Raw genomic sequence first — 21,272 nt, 5'->3', positions numbered from 1 at the left:
AGAAAGCCAAGAACATGACCGCACCCAAAGACTTTCACGACCGTATGCTGTCACTGGGCTTGGCCCGCGTCTCAGAACAAGCAGCCATCGCAAGCGCCGATTGGATCGGGCGTGGGGACGAAAAGGCAGCAGACCAAGCGGCTGTGAACGCAATGCGCGAACAACTCAACCGTCTGGAAATTGCGGGTGTTGTTGTGATCGGCGAAGGTGAGCGTGACGAGGCCCCGATGCTTTATATTGGCGAAGAAGTCGGCAGTGGCACAGGCCCCGGCGTGGACATCGCACTTGACCCGCTTGAGGGCACAACTCTGACTGCCAACGATATGCCAAACGCGTTGACAGTCATCGCCATGGGGCCACGCGGCTCGATGCTACATGCACCCGACACATATATGGATAAGCTGGCCATTGGCCCCGGTTACGCCACGGACACGGTTACTCTTGATATGACCACAAAAGAACGCGTTGCAGCTCTCTCTGCTGCTAAAGGCGGCGATGCACGCGACATTACAGTGTGCGTTCTGGCCCGCCCCCGTCATGAGCAAGTCATTGAAGATATCCGCTCGACGGGTGCTGCAATTCGCCTGATCACAGACGGCGATGTGGCAGGTGTGATGCACTGCGCCGAACCTGCATTGACGGGTATTGATATGTACATGGGCTCGGGCGGTGCACCAGAAGGTGTGCTTGCCGCATCTGCGCTGAAATGCATGGGCGGTCAAATGTATGGCCGTCTGCTTTTCCGCAACGCCGATGAGAAAGCGCGCGCTGCAAAAGCAGGTATCACTGACCTTGACCGCGTCTACACCCGCGATGAGATGGTCACCGATGACGTGATTTTCGCAGCAACTGGCGTGACCGACGGCTCAATTGTGTCGGGCATCAAGCGTGAAGTTGGGTATATTACCACTGAAACAATCCTCATGCGCTCCAAAACCGGATCCGTCCGGCGCATGACATATCGCAACCCTGTTTAAGTTGTGATGCTGGGGGCCGGTGACACAGCCAAAAGCTTTTTAGGGGTCGAGGCATCTTTGTCGGGTCGCAAATGGGTAGGCCCAACCGCGGACATTGACAGGCACGCCTCCGCAATGGCCCAGCAAACGGGTCTGCCAGGCGTGTTATGCAATGTTCTAGTACGCCAAGGCGTGACACCCGAAACTGCCGAGAGTTACCTTGCCCCGCAACTGCGTGATTTGCTGCCAGACCCGCGCAGTTTGCGCGACATGGAAAAGGCTGCGCAGCGCTTTTTGCAGGCCATCAAAAACTGCGAACGCATTGCGGTTTTTGGGGACTACGATGTGGATGGCGGCGCGTCATCTGCTCTGCTCCTTGATTATTTACGCTCGGTCGGGCTTCGCGCGACCCTTTATATTCCGGACCGCATTGACGAAGGCTACGGCCCAAATGCACCGGCTATGGCAAGCCTTGCAGCGGATCATGATCTAATTATCTGCGTCGATTGCGGCACCCTGTCCCATAAGGCGTTAGCGGCCGCAACTGCCGCAGATGTGATCGTTCTTGATCACCACTTAGGCGGCGAAACACTGCCCCCCGCATTGGCAGTCGTTAATCCTAACAGGCAGGATGAAACCGGCGATCTTGCACATTTATGCGCAGCGGCAGTGGTATTCTTGATGCTGGTCGAGGCCAACCGGCAAGCGCGTGCCGAAGGTGGCGCAACGCCCGACTTGTTGGCCATGCTTGATCTTGTCGCCCTTGCAACTGTTGCCGACGTAGCGCCTTTGATTGGTGTCAACCGCGCGTTGGTCCGCCAAGGCCTTACGGTGATGGGCAAACGGGCGCGGGCCGGATTGGTTGCGCTGTCTGACGTTGCAAAACTGGACACAGCGCCAAGCAGCTATCATTTGGGCTTTGTCATGGGGCCACGGGTGAATGCCGGCGGGCGCATTGGACAAGCCGACTTAGGCGCGCGCCTTTTGGCCACCGACAATCCACATGACGCCGCCGCAATGGCCGAGCGTCTTGATGTCTTGAACACAGAACGCCGCGAGATTGAGGCAGCGGTGCGCGCCGCCGCGATTGAGCAGGTCGAAAGCCGTGATACCTCTGCGCCGCTCATCTGGGCAGCTGGCGATAATTGGCATCCTGGCGTCGTGGGAATTGTGGCCTCGCGCCTGAAGGAAACCTACAATAGGCCCGCGATCGTGATTGGTTTCGACGAGAATGATGGCAAAGGCTCTGGCCGAAGTGTGTCTGGTGTGGACCTTGGCGCGTCCATTCAAAAACTAGCTTCCGAGGGGCTTTTGAGTAAAGGCGGCGGTCACAAAATGGCAGCGGGACTTAGCCTTACCCGAGATATGCTGGCGCCCGCGATGGAACGATTGTCTGACCTGCTTGAAAAGCAAGGTGCGGGCACAGCGGGCCCTGCTGATCTGAAACTTGACGGCATGTTGATGCCTGCCGCAGCAACGACTGAATTGATCGAACAGTTGGAAAATGCAGGGCCGTTTGGCGCCGGTGCCCGCGCACCACGTTTTGCGTTTCCCGATGTCGCAATCGGATTTGCCAAGCGCGTAGGCGAAACGCACCTCAAGATCAATTTTGGCGACGGCATGGGCCAGCGGATTGACGCGATTTGCTTTGGCGCGATGGAAACAGACCTTGGTAAAACCCTGCTGGAACACGGCGGCAAACGCTTCCATTTGGCAGGGAGGCTTGAGCTGAACACATGGGGTGGACGGCGTTCTGTACAGCTGCGCCTTGAGGATGCAGCGTTCGCGTAATAGCGCAAAAACAGTCATAAAATTTTTTGTGATTTTTTCGCAAAAAGCCACTTGCGCATCACCAGCAGTTTGCACTATTGACCCCTCACGCACAGTGGCCCGTTCGTCTATCGGTTAGGACGCCAGGTTTTCAACCTGGAAAGAGGGGTTCGATTCCCCTACGGGCTGCCATGCGGAACCTCCCCCCAAAACAGCATTATACTAGAGAACCCAGCGTAGTTTTCCGCGCTCGTTGGTGTTTTTGTGTACTCAACTTTATTTCTGCCTTTTTTTATAAGTTTTTACTTGCGCTGAATTAGCCTTCCGATGTATCCGATAAAAATAATCAGATATAAAAGAACCCTGACCAATGGCCGCTTTCGCGCTCCGCGCCGTACTTATTTCAGCTACCGCCCTTACGGCGGCTCCAGCTTTCGCAGATGGGGAACTGAACCTCTACTCCTCGCGTCACTATGATACAGACGAACGTCTCTATACGGATTTCGAGGACCAAACTGGCATCACAATCAACCGTATCGAGGGTAAAGCAGACGAGCTAATCGCCCGCATGGAAGCCGAAGGCGCCAACTCACCGGCCGATATTCTGCTGACTGTTGATACATCTCGGCTTGAGCGCGCCAAAAATGCAGACATTTTGCAAAGCATCGATAGCGACGTGCTTGAAGCAAAAATCCCTGCCAACCTTCAAGACAGTGACAACGAATGGTTCGGCTTCTCACAGCGCGGGCGCATCTTTTTCTACGACAAAGCGACTGTAGAAAACCCACCGCAAACTTACGCTGATTTGGCGGACCCCAAATACAAAGGCCTCGTTTGCATCCGCTCCTCGACCAACACGTATAATCAAACGCTACTCGCTTCGATCATCGAAAACGACGGTCCAGAAGCCGCCACCTCATGGGCGACAGGCGTGGTCGCCAACATGGCGCGTGACCCACAGGGCGGTGACACTGACCAAATTCGCGGTGTCGTTTCCGGTGAATGCGGGATTGCCATATCCAACACATACTACTTTGCACGCGCGATCCGCCGTGATGTTAAAGGTGTCTCTGACAGCATCGACAAAATTGGCTGGGTATTTCCAAACCAAGACGGTCGCGGGGCACATATGAACTTATCTGGTGCAGGCGTTGCCAAACATGCACCGAACAAAGACAACGCAGTCAAGTTCATGGAATATCTGGCCAGCGATCAAGCACAGGTCTATTTCTCCGCAGGCAACGATGAATACCCTGCCGTTAAGGGCACCGACCTTGCACCATCAGTAGCAAAGCTTGATGACTTCAAAGCGGACGCTGTCGATCTTAGCAAAGTCGCAAAACAAATCCCTGCCGCGCAAAAAATATTTGCGAAAGTTGGTTGGGAATAGCGTTACTCAGGCACTAAGTACGATCAAGATGCGGTGGCCCTAAGAGGGGCCACCGTTCATTTTTGTAGCCCCGTCACTCAGACCCTCAAACTGAGTTACCCTGGCCCGTCCGCCACGCTTTGACGCATAAAGCGCGTGATCCGCATCGTTCATCATGCGTCCAATCTGCGGCACATTATACTGGGCAGAACAGGTAAACCCGATACTCCCCGATATTGCGGCCGAGTTACTATCAACTTCAATTGGGACCTCAATTGCAGTGATTAATCTTTCACAGAGTTTCTTAACTGCATTGCCATCTGTCGTATCCATCATGACCGCGACAAACTCATCGCCGCCCGTGCGCGCAATGCAGTCTGAGCCGCGAAAATGCGACTGCATCACACCAGCTGCCGCTGACAGCACGGCGTCACCCGCCGCATGGCCGAGCCTGTCATTAACAGCTTTGAAGTAGTCAAGATCCATATGAATCAAAGTGAACTTCCGCGCAGCAGAAATGGCACTTTCCAAAACCTGAATAAGCGCACGGCGGTTATGTAGCCCGGTCAGCGGGTCCGTCTGCGCGTCGTGTTCTGCTGAAAGTTTAGCGTGCTGCAACCGGTCGTTTAGCTTTCGCGACTCGTTCATTGCAGCAGACTTTGCTTCCACGACATAGAGCATCTCAATCGTTGGATCATTCGGCGCAAAATCGCGGCTCGTCAAACCAAAGCGCTGGACAGCATCCACAACGCCAATCCCAAATGACAGCGTCAAAACCGTGAGCCCTTCGCGGTGGTCAACCGCAACCACGCCTTTGAGACGCGTGTAGGGTGGCTTTTTGAAGCGCAGATGAACCGCAGACCCAACTGTCGCCAACAGAGCGCGACGCCCCTGCAGACCAGCCGGTTTGATCACCTCAAATACATCGTCGAACAATTCACCAACTAACGAGCCATCACCTGAAATTTTGCTTAACGTAGCCCCTGCTTGGGTAATGAAACCGCCATCCGAGACCACGATGTGCAGAGGTAAAAGCGTCTGGAGTAAGTTGACTGAAACAACATCAAACGCAGGGGACACCGCAACATTCATTTCAGGCCCCTCGCGCCAAATCAAAGCTGCGCCCATCGGCAAAACCCGCGTCAAGCAAGCGCACATCAAGTGCGTCAAACCGATCATCCAATGCACGCCTCTCAATCACCGCCAAAGCACCGTAATCATCCGCCATCGCGCGCAAAATACCCACAAAGACTGCGCCGAACCCTGGGATTGCGCCCCGTATTTGCAAGGTATAGGCGCCAGCTCCGCAGTCCCGAACACTCAGCATCGGCATTTCCAGATCAGCAACAGCAAGCCGCGCACGATCAGGCAACTCATCAAGCGAAAGCAGAAAATCAACAAAATCGAACCCACCAAACCGAAGCAAGCGTCGCAGCGGTTCAGTCGTGGGATGACTGACCAGATGAGTTCCAAGGTCTTCGAGAACATCCTCAACATCACGGGTAAGCACCTTAGCGCAGCCCATCAGTATTTTCTCGGTCAACCCGTCATCATAATGTAACATTGCCTCAAATTCACTCACAGGCAGATCAGCATGACGCACAACATCTTGCCATGCAGACACGCCGTACGCGTCACGTATAAAACACTGAATTGACCGATTTATTAACCCGTGCATACCGCCTCCAGACTGCTGGAGACAGCTATGCATGGGCTAAGTTAACATGCCCTCAACACTTCAAATTGTCTTTATTTATAGAGCTAAAATCCAGTTTCCGTTCATCTGGCGTTAAAGGGTCTGAGCCACCCTAGGCACACTTCACAGGGAGCAATGAACGAATTCATTGGTCAGCCTCTATGCCCTTTCCCAATGCCACAAGCAGATGCGAAATATCAGGCAATACAAAATCAGCAATCTGCTCCAAATCTTTGCGTGCTGCCAATCCGGTCAAAACACCACATGTCAAACAGCCAAGCGCGCGGCCCGCTGCAATGTCATGAGAACTGTCGCCAACCATCAAAACCTCGTCTGGCGTCAGGCCCACTTGTTGACAAAACGCCTGCAGTTGACCCGCTGACGGCTTCCCGCCAAACCCGCTGTCTGATCCCGCAATAAATGCAAATTGCCCTTCAATATTGGCTGAACGCAAATGCGTGCGCGCCGGCATCTCAGCATCATTTGTAGCCACGCCCAACATAAGGCCCCGATCGCGCAATTTAGACAGAAACGCAGCCAAAGGCGTGACCTCTGCCTGAGGTGCTTCGCTTGCGGCCACATTCATAACCCAGATCAGGTCTTTCTTTGATCGATCCGGCACATGCGGCAACAGGGCGTCGGCGATGTCTTCTGGCGTTCCTGCAATCGCAACACTGGTCGGCAGAAACGCTTCAGCTTCAAAATCATAGCCAATGGCCTGCCCCAAGTCTGTGGCAATTTGTAAATTACCTTTGGCAAGGTCGGTCAAAAACGTCTTGGCCCAGACGGTCCACGTTGCGTTGAAACCGAATAACGTTCCGTCTTTATCAAACACAATTCCGCGAATATGGCTTAGGTCCAATGCACTTGCCCCCCGCCCGGCAAGGCTGCACGCGCCTGCATCACTTGATCATACCTGACATCCGCTGCATCGCCAAAACGGATGACCCACACATCATCCATCAACAAAAAGTCCAAAACTGACCCCAAGAACTCAGGCTCCGATGCGCGGGTTCGCAAGTCATCCGCACTAGCACCGCTCGCCCCCATAAAGACTGGCAGTAAATCCTCATCGCCAATCAGGAATGCCAAAGCCTTAAGCCCTAACGTTTCGGCAGCATCTTGCGAAATCATGAAGCAATCCTTTAAAAGTTTACTACAAATAATGGTTTGTTAACGTTTTTAGCGTTCAAAGAGTTAACCGTATTAACCTTAGTGATCGCCCCGCTATGACTGAACGCATTCTCATCATTGATCAAGTCGCCACAAACCGTATCGTTCTGAAAGTGCGGCTCGCGCGGGCAAACTATGATGTGATGCTTGCGGAGAATGGACACGACGCTCTGCGCATTCTGCGCAAACAAGGTGCCGATCTGGTGATCTGTGCTCCTGACTGCGGTGATATGACCGCTCAAAAGCTTTGCCAGCATATCAATTCAGATCACGCGCTTGCCAGCGTACCGGTACTTATTCTGGCAGCCGAGGGCGATGGTTCTATCGTCACAGATGTTTTGCGTGCAGGCGCCGAGGATGTCCTTTTCCGTCCTGTTGCCGATCAGCATCTGTTGGCGCGCATCCGCCGCGTCATGCGGGCAAGAACCACACGCGAGGAAGCACGCCTACGCGAAGATACGGACCGCGTTTTAGGTTTTGCAGAACCCATCAGTACTTTTGAGCGCCGCATGAACCTAACTGTTCTGTCACCTGACGCGCAGGCTTTATGCCATACCAAACAACAGCTTAAACGTAGCAACCAATTCAATACGCAGACATTTATGTGGAATAATTTCGATCCTGAGCATGAAAGCGTTGCTGCTTCTGACATCTTTTTAGTAACACCACCGCAGTTGGGCGCGGGCTGCGATCTTTCGGTCATTACGGACTTACGCAGCCGCAGCAGCACCCGTCACGCGGCAATCGTGCTGGTATTGCCGATGCACCAAGATGCCATCGTAAGTTTCGCGCTGGATCTGGGTGCGGATGATGTGGTCAGCCAAAACTGCAGCCAAGAAGAATTAGCCCTGCGCCTTGGCCGGCAAGGTCGCCGCGCACAAGCGGGTGCCTACCTGCGCAACCGCGTGGCCGATGGGTTGCGTGCGGCTGTGAGTGATCCACTAACCGGCCTTTATAATCGCCGCTACGCCATTCCCCACCTTGAACGAATGCAAGAAACAGCACTGGCAACGAACAAACCATTTACCCTCATGCTGCTGGATCTCGATCACTTCAAATTGGTGAACGATACATTTGGGCATTCTGTCGGCGATGCAGTCCTGATCGAAGTGGCAAATCGGCTACGGGACAATTTGCGCGCCATTGATCTGGTTGCTCGCATCGGTGGTGAAGAGTTTTTGGTCGCAATGCCCGCCACAGACCTTGATGAGGGGCGCGCGGCGGCCAACCGGCTAAGGCGGATTATTTTTGACACCCGCATCGAGTGCGCCGCAGATCACACCCCTCTCAAAATCAGCGTGAGCATTGGCATGGTTTTGGGCGGCCTCAGCGCGACTGAGCCAGATGTGCATATGTTGATCGCCCAAGCGGATCGCGGGATGTATTTATCAAAGCAAGGCGGCCGCAACCAAGTCACAGTCCAGCGATCAGCGGCCTAAACCACTTTTGGACCCAAAACCGCGCTCACGGTCCCGACGCAAATTTTCGACCAATTCATCGCGTTCTGCATCACTCATCGCCGTAATTTTCTCGATCAACAAATCACCGCCAAGTTGACCGCGTGCATTTTGGCTTGCCCGGCCTATTGCAATCAGCTCGCTCAGCCGCGCAGCGTCGAATGGTTGCGCAGATAAAGCGCTTATCCATGCGTCCATTTGCGAAGCCGGCGTGCCGAAACTGGCGCGGCTATCATCGCGCAATTGCCGCATGGCTTGCCCAAGTGCGCGTCGATCCTCACGTGGCAATGCCCGCACAACCTGACCCACAGGCCCCATACGCGCAGCAGACCTTGCCCCGTCAAACCGCCCATGAGCGCCACGCTCACCGCCAAGAACAGTACCAACAACGATCCCTAAAATTGCAATGTTTCCAGCCAGAGACACGAAAAAAGCTACTCGCCATTTAGGGCTCACTCGTTTTTTCATTTGCTCAGTCATCCTTCTGCCCCTTCAATCGCGTCAAATCCAAACCAATCGCCTTCAAGCCCGACCAGCAACACCTCGTCACTGGCCACTAAACCAAGATCTTGCAGAGAAGCCATGGCAACATCTGGTGGGTTAAACCCGATCATGACGCCAATCGCCAAGACTGCCGTCAGGCCACCCAGCGCACGCCAGCCCCCCATCTCCTGCCACAGGTTTTGTAGTGTGTTTTTGAGCGATGCGCCTTTGGCGTTTTGTTCCGAAGAAGCAACCAAAGCGCCGTCATGCACCTCAACAGCATCCTCAGTCAGTCGCGCTAAAAGAGCCTCTGTCGGTGCAATTTCCACATTTGATGCAGCCTCAAACAAGGTGTCCAGCTGCGCGGCATCTAGGGGCTTAGATCTCGATTTATCAGTCATCCATAAATCCTAACGCGTCCTTTTGAGGCGCCAACATGGCCGCCAATTGTCTTTTCCCGCGGGCGATCAAACTTTCCACAGCTTCAACTCTGCACTCCATGATTTCGGCAATCTCTGGATTGGTTAAATTACTTAGGTGTCTGAGCGCCACAGCCTTGGCTTGGCGTTCAGGCAGTTGTGCGATGCCGTCTCGAAGTGCTGCTGCCCGCACCTGCGCCTGCAGCGCATCAGCCGCGGATGGATCATCACTCACGACTTCAGCAACCGCGTCGGCCGGTACAAAGTCCCGCCGCGCGCGCAACCGATCCGTGCATAAATTAGACGCCACACGGTAGAGCCACGTTGAGATTTTAGCCTGACCGTACTCCCACTTGGGCGCGTGGCGCCACAGCCGCAACATCGCATCTTGTGTCACATCTTCCGCCGCAGCTTGCTCGCCCAGCATCCGCATAGCCAACGCATAAATCATGGGCGTTACCGCCCGCGTCAAAGCCGCCGCTGCATGGACGTCTCCCGCAACATAAGCCGCGAGAAGTGAAGCGTTTGGATCATGTTCATGCATGATCTCTGGCGTATGTTTCGGAAGCGCTGTCATCCAATATCACCGTGACGCAGACGCAGACCTGCAACAAGACCGCGTCTGCGCCATTTGTTACTCGCCGCGGTGTCCCTTGTGCTTGCCACCCTGCTTTGAATGCTCCGCTCGCGCTGCCAAAGCTGTTTCGTATTCTTGTCTGGTTATCGCGCCATCCGCATCTGCATCCATCCGCCCAAACCCGCGCATTTTCCCTTTCTTTGCGTGTGGCGCCACAGCCTGCATTTCCTCAACGCTCAAAAGACCGTCCTCATTGGCGTCTGCCCGTTCAAACATCTTGGCGATGCGATCAGCCGCGCGCGTGCTGCGGTGCTCGCTCATTTCTTGCGCCGTAATTTGACCGTCACTGTCCAAATCAATCACTTCAAACGCCACCGGCTCTGGTGGGCCTTTGCGTGCTTCGGCTATGCCAATTGTCAGGCTCAGTGCTGCGGCAAGGGCGAGGCTCATTTTGGTAATGGGAGACATTGTTACTTCTTTCTTCTCTGATGTGCCCCATCGGTATTTCGGGGCGGTTATGTTCATCAAACGGTAGACCCCAAAGTTTCCGTCGCAAAATGCGGAAATTATTTTCCAAAGCCCAATTTCCGCGACATGGGGACGCGATTAGAAATGCGCTGTTTCGCTACAGCGGACAGCCGTGTAATAAAGCAAACTTCAGCAGTTGAATGATTGGCCGACACAATGAAAGATACCTACGACGTCGCCGAACGCCCCGCGAAGCCAGCAATGATCAGAGGCTGGAAACGCCGCTGTCCGAAATGCGGCGTCGGGCATATGTTCAAAGGATATCTGACTGTCGACAGCTCGTGTATGAATTGCCAGCAAGACTTAAGCGGGCACCGCGCCGACGACGGACCTGCATATTTAACCATTTTGATTGTTGGCCACGTAATGGCGCCGTTTTTGCACATTGCATTTACGCATTGGCAGCCTGACCCCCTGATTTTGGCAACAAGCCTTTCCGTTGGATGTGTAGCTTTATCACTTTACCTGTTACCCCGCCTTAAAGGGGCAATTGTCGGCCTACAGTGGGCCAAGCGCATGCATGGTTTCTCACGCGATTAACGTGCGCATGTCATGAGCGGCAGCCCCAGCAACACACCAATCAAAGACGCGGCAAGCATTATTTTGCTGCGGCAAACAGATGACGGCCAAGCAGTCTTGATGGGCCAACGGGGTGCGGCAGCAGCTTTTATGCCCTCTAAATTTGTCTTCCCCGGTGGTGCGGTTGATAAGGATGACTACGATGTAGAGGTAGCGCAGCAAGGACAGATAACCGGCGCACGTGATGCGAGTGACGTGCCCCCCCCCGCGTTAGCCGCAGCAGCAATCCGTGAGCTTTGGGAGGAAACTGGTCAGATTTTAGGAAGCGTTGGAACTTGGCCAACCGATCACCCCCCCGAGGGATGGGCAAGCTATGCGCAGACAGGTCACGTACCCAACGGCACCGATTTGCGCTTCATATTTCGGGCGATCACACCGCAAGGTCGCCCAAGGCGTTTCGATGCGCGTTTTTTTGTGGCGAATGCAGATGCCTTGGGCACTGACCCAGATTTTTTTGATCGCGCGCAAGACGAGTTATCGCATCTGCGTTGGGTCCCACTGGCCGAGGCGCGGCAGCTGGATTTACCATTTGTCACTGATGTGGTCTTGGCAGAGGTGCAAAGATTTGTGACGCGCAAGGTATGGCCCGCCTACCCGATGTTCATGGACAACACGGATGACCGCAACATTGTCCGCCCATTGATCGACCCAATCACCTAACGCGCATCAGTACGGCTGTGGATGCGCACGACCCGCTACATCAAGCGCCGTCATCACCTCATCCGACAGAACAAGATCCGCGGCTTTCAAAGAATTCTCCAACTGCGCCATCGTTGTTGCACCAAAAATCGAAGACGTCTTGAAAGGACGCTGCATTGACCACGCCAGCGCCATTTGCGTTGCATCAAGGCCGAACTTCTTTGCAATTTTCAGATAGGTATCAACAGCGGCAAAACCATTCGCTGATTTACGCCCGCCCAAATCACCATTCAGGTCCATCCGGCTGCCCTTAGGGATCGCACCCCCTTGATATTTGCCGGTCAAAAGACCCGCTGCCAGCGGCGAAAACGGCAAGCAGGTGATGTCTTCGTTGCACGACAACTCACCCAGATCGGTATCGTAAAGGCGACACATCAAAGAGTATTCGTTTTGCAGCGATACAGGGCGCGGACCACCTGTTGCGTCCGCCGCCTTAAGCCACTCGGACATCCCCCAGGCAGATTCGTTAGAAAGACCAAAGTGGCGAATGGTGCCGCGTTTGATCTCGTTCTGCAGTGCGCCCATGCAATCAGCCATATTCTGGCGCACCTCATCGGGTTTCTGCCCCGATGGATCGTAGCTCCAGTTTTGGCGGAACATATAACTGCCGCGGTTCGGCCAGTGGAACTGATACAGATCGATATAATCTGTGTTCAAACGGCGCAGGCTACCTTCGATGGCTTGCGGGATACTCTCGGGCGTAATCGGCGCGCCGTCGCGTACGTGTTTGAGCCCCTCACCAGAGTGTTTGGTCGCCAAAATAATGTTTGCGCGCTGGCCCACACGTTCAAACCATTGGCCAATAATACGTTCTGTACGCCCTACGGTTTCGGCTTTCACAGGATTGACCGGATACATCTCGGCTGTGTCGACAAAGTTGATGCCTGCCGCGAGGGATGTGTTGATCTGTTCGTGGGCGTCTTCAATCGTGTTTTGCGACCCCCACGTCATAGACCCCAGACAAAGGGCGGATACGGACAGATCGGTGCGCCCAAGAGTGACGTATTTCATTGCGGCTTCTCCTTAAATTCAGGCGCCTGACCCAACTGCCAGACAAACGTTTCAGTATTGCTAATGCGCGGATACCAAAAGGGAAAGGGCCACCGCAGGCCGCCTCAGTAATTGCGGAAGTCAACCAAGGCGGTTACACGGAGTGATCAACGCCCACATTTTTCGTATTCCAGTAGGATGTCGCCCCACATGAGCAGCCAAGCAAAACGTCACCTGATTACTTCAGCAATCCCATATATCAATGGGATCAAGCACTTAGGCAACCTTGTGGGAAGCCAGCTGCCAGCGGATTTGTTTGCGCGCTACCAACGGGCACGCGGCGCAGAAGTGCTGTTTTTATGCGCCACAGACGAACACGGCACTCCCGCGGAACTGGCGGCTGCAAAAACTGGCAAGCCCGTTGCTGAATATTGCGCCGATATGTGGGAAGTACAGGCCAAGATCGCCGAAGGTTTCGGGCTGTCATTTGATCATTTCGGGCGCTCTTCCAGCCCGCAAAACCACGCGTTGACCCAGCACTTTGCTCAGCGCTTGGCTGAGGAAGGCTTGATCGAAGAAATCGTGACAGAGCAGGTTTACTCAAAAGCGGACGGCCGGTTCCTGCCTGACCGCTATGTCGAAGGCACCTGCCCTAACTGCGGCTTTGACAGCGCACGCGGCGATCAATGTGACAATTGCACCAAGCAGCTTGACCCAACAGACTTGATCGACGCACGCTCAACCATTTCAGGCAGCACTGATCTTGAAGTCCGCGAGACGCGGCACTTGTTTTTGAAGCAATCCAAGATGCGTGACACGTTGGACAACTGGATCAACCAGAAAGCCGACTGGCCCGTTCTTACCACATCAATTGCCAAAAAATGGCTGCACGACGGGGACGGTTTGCAAGACCGCGGCATCACCCGTGATCTGGATTGGGGCGTGCCAGTGATGCGCGCCGACGGCCCGTGGCCCGGTATGGAGGGCAAGGTTTTCTACGTCTGGTTTGACGCCCCCATCGAATATATCGCGTGCGCAGGCGAGTGGGTTGAAGCCGGCAAAGGCAGCGATTGGGAACGCTGGTGGCGCACTGACAAAGGCGCCGACGACGTGCGCTACACGCAGTTCATGGGCAAAGATAACGTACCTTTCCACACCCTAAGCTTCCCAGCCACAATCATGGGCTCGAATGAGCCCTGGAAGCTGGTGGATTACATCAAGTCTTTCAACTATCTCAACTACGACGGCGGACAGTTCTCAACATCGCGTGGACGCGGTGTGTTTATGGACCAAGCACTTGAAATTTTGCCCGCAGATTACTGGCGCTGGTGGCTCCTGAGCAACTGCCCTGAAAGCAGCGATGCCGAATTTACGTGGGACGGTTTCCAGGGGGGTGTGAACAAGGACCTCGCAGATGTGTTGGGGAATTTCATCAGCCGCGTCACCAAATTCTGTAACTCTAAATTCGAACCAACCATCCCCGCAGGTGGTGCATGGGGCGACCGTGAAGAGGCGTTGATCCAAGAATTGGAAAGCCGTTTGCGCGCCTACGAAGCACATATGGAAGCCATGGAAGTCCGCAAATCCGCAGCCGAATTGCGGGCAATGTGGGCGGCAGGAAATGAGTATCTGCAGGATGTGGCACCGTGGTCCACATTCAAAACGGACCCCGATCAAGCTGCGGCACAAATTCGACTGGCACTGAACCTGATCCGAATTTACGCAGTACTGTCAGCGCCGTTCATACCAACAGCTGCAGCACGGGTATGCGCAGATATGAACACCCTTGATATGGCGTGGCCCACAGATATCCGCACGGCCCTAACCGCGCTGCCTGAAGGTCATGGCTTCAATGTACCCGATGTGTTGTTCGCAAAAATTACTGATGATCAGGTCGCAGAATGGTCCGAGCGGTTTGCAGGCACGCGTGACTAAAAGCTAAATCATGCGTGTGGGCGCACCGTCGTGTTTTGCGATCTTATGGTGCCCCCTCGCCCTGACACCTGGTACCTGCGGCCGGACTCGAACCGGCACGGCATTCCTGCCTAGGGATTTTAAGTCCCCTGTGTCTACCATTCCACCACGCAGGCACGCGTCGCTTCAGGGCGAGAGGTGATCCCTACATACTGACCGCAAAACAAAGGTAAAGGCATAATCTGCGCAGAATGCATCGAACCTGACAGCGAAGCCGCCGGCAGCTATCTGTCAGACCCTTGCGCCTATAGATCGGTCGCGGGATCTTTGACCAACAGGGCACGTTCTGATAACCACGGATTGAGGCTGACAGCGATGCGGATTGTGTCCTGCGCCAATCGCGCGCGCCCCATGCGCAGCAGTGTCAGCCCCTTGCCTGACAACGCACCAATATGATCTGGCGTGATGCTCAGCGCCATGTCCAAATCGGGAAGTGCATTTGCATAGTCTTCCCGCAGATAGCGGATAAACGCGCGCTGGTTCCAGCCTTCAGAGTACTTAGGACAATACTCAATCAATTGCGTAAACGTCGCCTCGGCCTCTGCCCACTCAAAGCTTTCACGCTGGGCTAGTCCTTGGGTCAGAAAGTCTTTGGCCCGCGCATCAGGGGCTTTGAACCACTCTTCCCAAAGCTGTGCTTGAAGTACTTGCGCAACTGCTGCATTCGGCGCCTCCAAAAGCCCCGCATGAAGTGCACCGCGTTCGCGTAAGGTGTCGGGCACCTCGGGGCAGACGTGTGATGGCACAGTTTGTGCCATCACGGGCGCCGCATACAAAATCATGGTGGCGATCAGGGTGCATGAAATGAGTACTCGCATGTTCCATAAGCTGGCACAGCAGCGGGATAAATCAAGCGTTACGACAGGCGCGCAATTTCACTTTTGACGTAAGGCACCGCCCACGAGGTATCAACGCCCATGGCAATGCGGGTTTTCTTGCGGCTTGGATCAGCACAGGTGCGACCCAACTCATCCCCTTCAAGGATGACCTGCAAGCCACTGTTTTCAAAAGTGAAGCGCTCTGGGAATGCCGCTACGAGAACCGCCATACTGTCATGCATCGCACAACCACCTTCAATACCAATCGAGCGATAAAACCGCAGGTAGAAATCTGAAATATCGCGGATAAACCCACCAACGCGCGGGGCATCTTTGCCCATCTGAACAAAGTCATCCCACGTCAAAAGAGTTTGCATCGTGGCATCAAGTCCCACCATCGTCACGTTAAGATCGCTCGCAAACACCGCATCTGCCGCAGCGGCATCATTGTAAATATTCGCCTCCGCATGGGGCGTAATGTTACCCGCATGCTGATAAGCGCCGCCCATCAATATGACGTCCTTTACGTTAGCTGCAAAATTGGGATCAAGCTCAAGCGCGAGGGCGATATTGGTCAGTGGGCCGATGGGGCAAATGACCAGCTCACCTTTATGTTCAGCCGCTGCATCCACCAAAAACTGTGCCGCACTGCGCGGATCATCAAAACCAATTTGAGGAATATCCGTGAGCGCGCCAAACCCTTCGGGCCCGTGTACATAATCAGACGGGTCATGACTGTCGCGGCCCAATGCAAACGCCGCCCCCTTGGCCACGGGTGCCTTATGTTTCAGCATGTCCAGCATATAGCGCGCATTACGGGCAGACTGCTCAACATAGGTGTTGCCAAACACCGTCGTCAGGCCAATCAGCTTGATTTCATCCATTACGCAAGCCAGCGCAATCGCCAGTGCGTCATCCACGCCAGGGTCTGTGTCTATAATCATTTTCATAGACAAAGACCTAGAACCCGCACATCAAATTGACAACAACTTACGCTCACTGGGATGCACAGTCGGGTGCGTGCGAGATTAGAAAAAACTCTGCGGATCAATATCAATCGCCAAGCGAACTGAATTTGGTATTTTGAACTGCGCAGTCCACCGCGATAGCGCCGCCTGTAAGGGTACAGATTTATCGGCCTTAACCAGCATCCGCACACGGTGCCGCCCCCTGATCCGCGCGATTGGCGCAGGTGCAGGCCCGTAAACAGTTGCCCCGACTTGGCGCAGCGGGCCATCGTTGCGGGCCATGGCCGCGCCAAGATCAAAGACCTCTTGTACGTTTTCAGACGACAGGATGATCCCCGCCATGCGCCCGTAAGGCGGCACACCTGCAGCTTCGCGCTCTGCGGCCTCTGCGGCCCAGAAACCGTCTTCGTCCCCTGACAAAATACTGCGGATAACCGGATGATCCGGCTGATAAGTTTGTAGCAAAGCGGTCCCAGCAACTTCTGCGCGCCCTGCCCGCCCTGCAACTTGGCGCATTAACTGAAACGTGCGTTCGGCCGCGCGCAGATCACTTCCCTGCAAGCCGAGGTCCGCATCAATCACCCCGACCAACGTCAGCTTGGGAAAATTGTGCCCCTTGGCCACCAGTTGCGTCCCGATAATCACATCCGCATCACCCGCTGCGATGCTTTCAATTTGCTCTTTCATGGCGCGCGCAGACCCAAAATGATCTGACGACAACGTAACGACACGCGCGCCCTCAAAAAGCGCTTCGGCTTCCTCAGTCAGACGTTCCACACCGGGGCCCACGGGGGCGAGTTTATCCTCAGCCTCACAAGACGGGCACACCGCCGGCATGGGTTTTGTCTCGCCGCATTGATGGCAAACTAGGCGTTTCAAAAAGCGGTGCTCAACCATGCGCGCGTCACAATCATCACACCCGATTTGGTGCCCGCACGCACGGCACAACGTGATTGGCGCATAGCCGCGACGGTTGATAAAAAGCAATGACTGCTCTGACTTTTCAATCCTGCTGCGCACCGCATCCGCCAAAGCGGGGCTAATCCAGCGATCAGACGGCAGGTCCTGGTCACGCATATCAACGGCGCGCATTTGGGGCATCACAGCGGGGCCAAAGCGGCTTTTGAGCTCTAACTTGGCATATTTGCCCTGCTCCGCGTTTACCCAGCTTTCCAAACTTGGGGTTGCAGTGGCCAAAACCACATGTGCCGCACTAATTGACGCGCGAAGCACCGCCATGTCGCGGGCATTATACAGCACCCCATCTTCTTGTTTATACGAGGTGTCATGCTCCTCATCGACGACGATCAACCCAAGGTTTTGAAACGGCAAAAACAACGCAGATCGTGCGCCGACGACCAATTGCGCACCGCCCTCGCCCACCATTTTCCACGCACGACGGCGTTCAGCCATGGTCACGCCTGAGTGCCACTCGGCGGGGCGCGCGCCAAAGCGGGCCTCAACGCGGGTTAGAAATTCCGACGTCAGCGCAATCTCGGGCAACAGTACCAAAGCTTGGCGGCCCTGCGCCAAACACTCCGCCACCGCTTCAAGATACACCTCGGTTTTGCCGGAACCTGTGACGCCCTTCAAAAGCGTGGTCCCATACCTGCCTGCCGCAACTGCGCTGCGCAATTGGCGCGCGCCTGCGTCTTGATCCGGTGAAAGCGTTTTACCTGCATAGCTCGGATCAAGCTTGGGATAGGCCGTGTCACGGGGCGCGTCTGCTTCGACCACAGCCCCCATCTTAGCCAGGCCTTTTACAACAGACGGTGTAACCCCCGCCATGTCAGCCACTTCTTTGAGCGAAAAAGACAAAGACGGATAGTCCTTGAGCACCTGCAAGACCCGTTCACGGGTTGGGGTAAGACGATCTGGTACATTTGCGCCAAGGCGATAGATTTTTCGCATCGCGGGCGTGTCGCCCAAACCCGGTGCGCGGGTTGCAAGGCGCAGCATCGCAGACATGGGTGTCAGAGTATATTCCGCTGCACGGGTCAGAAAAGAACGCATATTGGGCTGCATGGGCGTAGCCTCAAGCACCCGCTTGATCGAGCGCACTTTGGCAGGATCCCACGTCCCTGCACCTTCTTTCCACACAACGCCAACAATCTTGCGCGGCCCAAGTGGCACCTCAACAAACGCACCAAGCCTACAGCCACCCTCCGGCGCTTTGTAATCCAAAACGCGGTCGAGCGCACCAGCAGGCAGAACGCCCACAATCTCGCCTTGTTGAAAATACCTTTGCTCTCCCACGCTGCGCCCTTTCAAACGTGCCCCTACTGGGGTAAACGCTGACGCGACAAAGGCCAAGCCAGAGGATGCCACAATGAAGTTTTTTGTAGATACCGCAGATATCGATGCAATCGCGAAACTGAACGAAACCGGAATGGTAGACGGTGTAACAACCAACCCATCGCTGATCAAAAAGTCAGGCCGCGACATCCTTGAGGTGACCAAAGAGATTTGCGACATCGTCAGCGGCCCAGTGTCTGCAGAAGTTGTGGCGCTGACCGCAGATGACATGATCAAAGAAGGCCGCGAGCTGGCCAAGATTGCTGACAACATCGTTGTAAAGCTGCCCCTGACATGGGACGGACTTAAGGCGTGTAAAGTGCTGTCGGACGAAGGCAAAATGGTCAACGTCACCTTGTGCTTCTCGGTCAACCAAGCATTGTTGGCTGCCAAAGCGGGCGCGACTTTCATCAGCCCGTTCATCGGCCGCCTTGATGACATCAACATCGACGGTCTTGAGCTGATCGAAGATATTCGCACCGTTTACGACAACTACGGCTACGAGACTGAAATTCTAGCCGCTTCAATCCGCACAGTGAACCACGTGGCAGACTGCGCACGGATCGGTGCAGACGTCATGACGGCTCCGCCCGAAGTGATCGAAAAGCTGGCAGGTCACCCGCTGACTGCTGCTGGTCTGGCGACATTCATGAAAGACGCTGAAGCCGCAGGCATCAAGATCGTCTAAAATTTCGCCCTGTTAGGGCCTGCGAAGAAACACATTTAGGCCGTACCGCATTACGCTGGTGCGGCCTTTTTGTTGCGTCAAAGCCATATGCGCACAAAACCCCCTGCACGGCTCTGCGCAACCATGCTACAAGAGCAAAAAACAACGACAGCATTCGGCACGAGCAGGTTCCATGACTGACACAAATAAACTGACAGATGCCCAAGAGGCGCTGCGCAAAACCATTATCGAAACTCCCGAACTGGTTTTGGAGGATCATGACGTGATGATGGCGCTGGTCGCCGCAAACGATCGTGGGCAAGGTACCAATGTGGTTGATCTGCGCGGTGCTGCAATGGAGCGCCTTGAGGCACGGCTTGACCGGCTCGAAGACACCCACCGCAGCGTTATTGCCGCAGCTTATGAGAACCTTGCGGGGACCAACCAAGTACAGCGCGCAATTTTGCGGATGCTGGATTCCACAGAATTTGAGACGTTTTTGCAAAACCTTGGCGGCGAGGTTGCTGAAATCCTGCGCGTAGATTGTGTCCGCCTTGTTCTTGAAAGCAGCCAATCTGACAGCACAGTGGCCGCGCAAACACTAGCAGATGTATTAAACGTGCATGAAGCGGGCTTTATCGAGGACTATGTGACAGCCGGCAAAGGTGGTGAAAGCCGTACTGTTACCCTGCGTCAAGTCAGCCCTAAAAGTGCGGCCGTTTACGGCGACAAGCACGAGTGGATCCGTTCTGAGGCCTGCATAAAGCTGGACCTTGGGAAAGGTCGCCTTGGCGGAATGTTGGTGATGGGCGCGGAAGATCCGCACATGTTCAAACCACAGCAAGGCACGGATTTGCTTGCGTTCTTTGGTGGTGTTTTTGAGCGCGCTCTGCGCCGCTGGCTCGCGTGACCCAAGAAAAACCACACCTTGGCGTTCAGATCAGTCCGGCGGCCACGGAGGCCCTTGCGACGTTTCTAAGCCAAATGACAGCGCTGCGAGGTGCTGCCAAGAACACAACCGAAGCCTACCAAGCGGACATCCTTGGCTTTCTGGCTTTCATCACCCAGCACACAGCCGCACCACAGGGCTTGAACGCGCTAAAGGCGATCACTGTACAAGACATGCGCGCTTGGATGGCGTTTGAACGCGGGCGCGGCGTTGGTGCGCGGTCGCTAGCCCGGTCGTTATCTGCGGTGAAGTCTTTTTATGCGTGGCTGGCCGAGCGCGAAGGGTTTGAACCTACCGCCGTTCTGTCAACCCGCGCGCCCAAATTTCAAAACAAATTACCCCGCCCGTTGACCAAAGATGCGGCTGTCAAAGTTCTGGATAATCTTGAAGTTCAGGCAACCGAGGCTTGGATCGGGGCGCGGGATGTGGCGGTTGTAACGCTGCTTTATGGCTGTGGTCTGCGTATTTCAGAGGCCCTTGGCCTTAAAGGACGCGACGCACCGCTTGCAGATGTTTTGCGCATCAAAGGTAAGGGCGGCAAAGAACGCATTGTCCCTGTGATAAGCGCTGCGCGTGAGGCTGTTGACGCGTACATCAAACTCTGCCCCCATCCATCTGAACCTGACATGGCGCTGTTTCGAGGCGCGCGTGGAGGTGCGCTTAATCCACGGCTCATTCAAAAAGTGATGGAGCGCTCAAGGCTTCAACTTGGCCTTCCTGCCACCGCAACCCCGCATGCCATGCGGCATTCGTTTGCGACCCACTTGCTCGGGGCTGGAGGAGATTTGCGCGCCATTCAAGAACTGCTTGGGCACGCATCCCTTTCAACAACCCAAGCCTACACCGCAGTCGACACTGCGCATTTGATGGACGTTTACGAGCGCGCGCACCCGCGAAGGTGAGAA

At 54.9% G+C, this 21,272-nt stretch carries 22 protein-coding genes and 2 tRNA genes; 11 read left to right on the top strand and 13 right to left on the bottom strand.

Going from position 1 to position 21,272, the window contains the following annotated elements; translation table 11 throughout:
- Positions 1 to 14 precede the first annotated feature (14 nt).
- The 4 genes from glpX to NIG5292_RS02525 all read left to right on the top strand — a co-directional run bounded on the left by glpX (position 15) and on the right by NIG5292_RS02525 (position 4,116).
- Positions 15 to 977, top strand: a complete 963-nt coding sequence (glpX, locus tag NIG5292_RS02540) for a class II fructose-bisphosphatase (protein ID WP_048597794.1) — start codon at positions 15 to 17, stop codon at positions 975 to 977.
- Positions 978 to 983: 6 nt separating this feature from the next.
- Positions 984 to 2,747: a single-stranded-DNA-specific exonuclease RecJ gene (recJ, locus tag NIG5292_RS02535; RefSeq protein ID WP_048597793.1), complete on the top strand. Its 1,764-nt coding sequence runs from the start codon at positions 984 to 986 to the stop codon at positions 2,745 to 2,747.
- 96 nt (positions 2,748 to 2,843) lie between these two features.
- Positions 2,844 to 2,918: transfer RNA gene (locus NIG5292_RS02530), tRNA-Glu, on the top strand.
- A 178-nt stretch (positions 2,919 to 3,096) separates the two neighbouring features.
- On the top strand, positions 3,097 to 4,116 hold the full coding sequence (locus NIG5292_RS02525) for a Fe(3+) ABC transporter substrate-binding protein (protein WP_048597792.1): 1,020 nt from the start codon (positions 3,097 to 3,099) through the stop codon (positions 4,114 to 4,116).
- A 39-nt stretch (positions 4,117 to 4,155) separates the two neighbouring features.
- Here the strand turns inward: NIG5292_RS02525 and NIG5292_RS02520 are convergent, their stop codons facing one another.
- The 4 genes from NIG5292_RS02520 to NIG5292_RS02505 all read right to left on the bottom strand — a co-directional run bounded on the left by NIG5292_RS02520 (position 4,156) and on the right by NIG5292_RS02505 (position 6,925).
- A complete protein-coding gene (locus tag NIG5292_RS02520) occupies positions 4,156 to 5,223 on the bottom strand; it encodes a GGDEF domain-containing protein (protein WP_048597791.1) in 1,068 nt (355 codons plus the stop codon).
- Positions 5,189 to 5,773 carry a heme NO-binding domain-containing protein gene (locus tag NIG5292_RS02515; protein WP_048597790.1) on the bottom strand — a complete coding sequence of 195 codons (585 nt, stop codon included), beginning with the start codon at positions 5,771 to 5,773 and terminating at the stop codon, positions 5,189 to 5,191. Before NIG5292_RS02515 ends, NIG5292_RS02520 begins: the two co-directional genes overlap by 35 nt.
- A 163-nt stretch (positions 5,774 to 5,936) precedes the next feature.
- Positions 5,937 to 6,653, bottom strand: coding sequence for an HAD family hydrolase (locus NIG5292_RS02510; protein WP_048597789.1), 717 nt, complete (start codon positions 6,651 to 6,653; stop codon positions 5,937 to 5,939).
- Positions 6,644 to 6,925, bottom strand: coding sequence for a DUF3572 domain-containing protein (locus tag NIG5292_RS02505; protein WP_048597788.1), 282 nt, complete (start codon positions 6,923 to 6,925; stop codon positions 6,644 to 6,646). Before NIG5292_RS02505 ends, NIG5292_RS02510 begins: the two co-directional genes overlap by 10 nt.
- A 95-nt stretch (positions 6,926 to 7,020) precedes the next feature.
- Between NIG5292_RS02505 and NIG5292_RS02500 the strand changes: the two genes are divergently transcribed.
- Entirely contained in the window at positions 7,021 to 8,403 is a 1,383-nt protein-coding gene (locus NIG5292_RS02500; protein WP_048597787.1) for a diguanylate cyclase, read from the top strand.
- Here NIG5292_RS02500 and NIG5292_RS02495 read toward each other — a convergent pair.
- The 4 genes from NIG5292_RS02495 to NIG5292_RS02480 are packed head-to-tail and all read right to left on the bottom strand — an operon-like array spanning position 8,392 to position 10,425.
- On the bottom strand, positions 8,392 to 8,889 hold the full coding sequence (locus NIG5292_RS02495) for a periplasmic heavy metal sensor (RefSeq protein ID WP_158441642.1): 498 nt from the start codon (positions 8,887 to 8,889) through the stop codon (positions 8,392 to 8,394). The two genes, NIG5292_RS02500 and NIG5292_RS02495, sit on opposite strands and share 12 nt — an antisense overlap.
- A gap of 8 nt (positions 8,890 to 8,897) precedes the next feature.
- Positions 8,898 to 9,305 (bottom strand): hypothetical protein, encoded by a 408-nt coding sequence (locus NIG5292_RS02490; protein WP_048597785.1) that lies wholly within the window; start codon positions 9,303 to 9,305, stop codon positions 8,898 to 8,900.
- Positions 9,298 to 9,900, bottom strand: coding sequence for a sigma-70 family RNA polymerase sigma factor (locus NIG5292_RS02485; protein WP_048597784.1), 603 nt, complete (start codon positions 9,898 to 9,900; stop codon positions 9,298 to 9,300). Before NIG5292_RS02485 ends, NIG5292_RS02490 begins: the two co-directional genes overlap by 8 nt.
- Positions 9,901 to 9,957: 57 nt before the next feature.
- Complete coding sequence (locus tag NIG5292_RS02480) at positions 9,958 to 10,425, bottom strand: EF-hand domain-containing protein (protein WP_082136598.1); 468 nt, start codon at positions 10,423 to 10,425, stop codon at positions 9,958 to 9,960.
- Positions 10,426 to 10,584: 159 nt separating this feature from the next.
- Between NIG5292_RS02480 and NIG5292_RS02475 the strand changes: the two genes are divergently transcribed.
- Positions 10,585 to 10,968 (top strand): DUF983 domain-containing protein, encoded by a 384-nt coding sequence (locus NIG5292_RS02475; protein WP_048597782.1) that lies wholly within the window; start codon positions 10,585 to 10,587, stop codon positions 10,966 to 10,968.
- A 12-nt stretch (positions 10,969 to 10,980) separates the two neighbouring features.
- Positions 10,981 to 11,667: an NUDIX hydrolase gene (locus tag NIG5292_RS02470; RefSeq protein WP_048597781.1), complete on the top strand. Its 687-nt coding sequence runs from the start codon at positions 10,981 to 10,983 to the stop codon at positions 11,665 to 11,667.
- Between the two features lie 6 nt (positions 11,668 to 11,673).
- On the opposite strand, the gene NIG5292_RS02465 is transcribed toward NIG5292_RS02470, so the two are convergent.
- On the bottom strand, positions 11,674 to 12,717 hold the full coding sequence (locus NIG5292_RS02465; RefSeq protein ID WP_048597780.1) for an aldo/keto reductase: 1,044 nt from the start codon (positions 12,715 to 12,717) through the stop codon (positions 11,674 to 11,676).
- Positions 12,718 to 12,906: 189 nt separating this feature from the next.
- Here NIG5292_RS02465 and metG point away from each other — a divergent pair, with 189 nt between their 5' ends.
- Entirely contained in the window at positions 12,907 to 14,631 is a 1,725-nt protein-coding gene (metG, locus tag NIG5292_RS02460; RefSeq protein WP_048597779.1) for a methionine--tRNA ligase, read from the top strand.
- A gap of 69 nt (positions 14,632 to 14,700) precedes the next feature.
- Here metG and NIG5292_RS02455 read toward each other — a convergent pair.
- The 4 genes from NIG5292_RS02455 to NIG5292_RS02440 all read right to left on the bottom strand — a co-directional run bounded on the left by NIG5292_RS02455 (position 14,701) and on the right by NIG5292_RS02440 (position 18,712).
- Positions 14,701 to 14,786 (bottom strand) — tRNA-Leu (locus NIG5292_RS02455).
- A gap of 129 nt (positions 14,787 to 14,915) precedes the next feature.
- Positions 14,916 to 15,428 (bottom strand): tetratricopeptide repeat protein, encoded by a 513-nt coding sequence (locus NIG5292_RS02450; protein ID WP_158441641.1) that lies wholly within the window; start codon positions 15,426 to 15,428, stop codon positions 14,916 to 14,918.
- Between the two features lie 98 nt (positions 15,429 to 15,526).
- Positions 15,527 to 16,438, bottom strand: a complete 912-nt coding sequence (locus NIG5292_RS02445) for a nucleoside hydrolase (protein WP_048597777.1) — start codon at positions 16,436 to 16,438, stop codon at positions 15,527 to 15,529.
- 78 nt (positions 16,439 to 16,516) lie between these two features.
- Positions 16,517 to 18,712, bottom strand: a complete 2,196-nt coding sequence (locus tag NIG5292_RS02440) for a primosomal protein N' (protein ID WP_048598167.1) — start codon at positions 18,710 to 18,712, stop codon at positions 16,517 to 16,519.
- Positions 18,713 to 18,785: 73 nt separating this feature from the next.
- On the opposite strand from NIG5292_RS02440, the gene fsa reads away from it, so the two are divergent.
- The 3 genes from fsa (at position 18,786) to NIG5292_RS02425 (ending at position 21,269) form a co-directional block, all read left to right on the top strand.
- On the top strand, positions 18,786 to 19,439 hold the full coding sequence (gene fsa / locus NIG5292_RS02435) for a fructose-6-phosphate aldolase (RefSeq protein ID WP_048597776.1): 654 nt from the start codon (positions 18,786 to 18,788) through the stop codon (positions 19,437 to 19,439).
- A 172-nt stretch (positions 19,440 to 19,611) separates the two neighbouring features.
- Entirely contained in the window at positions 19,612 to 20,328 is a 717-nt protein-coding gene (locus NIG5292_RS02430; protein ID WP_048597775.1) for a DUF484 family protein, read from the top strand.
- Complete coding sequence (locus NIG5292_RS02425; protein ID WP_267884456.1) at positions 20,325 to 21,269, top strand: tyrosine recombinase XerC; 945 nt, start codon at positions 20,325 to 20,327, stop codon at positions 21,267 to 21,269. Before NIG5292_RS02430 ends, NIG5292_RS02425 begins: the two co-directional genes overlap by 4 nt.
- Positions 21,270 to 21,272: the final 3 nt, after the last annotated feature.

The sequence above is a fragment of the Nereida ignava genome, from assembly GCF_001049735.1.
Taxonomy (GTDB): Bacteria; Pseudomonadota; Alphaproteobacteria; order Rhodobacterales; family Rhodobacteraceae; genus Nereida; species Nereida ignava.
The sequence above is the reverse complement of the archived record's forward strand: the minus strand, read 5'-3'. Positions and strand labels throughout refer to the sequence as shown.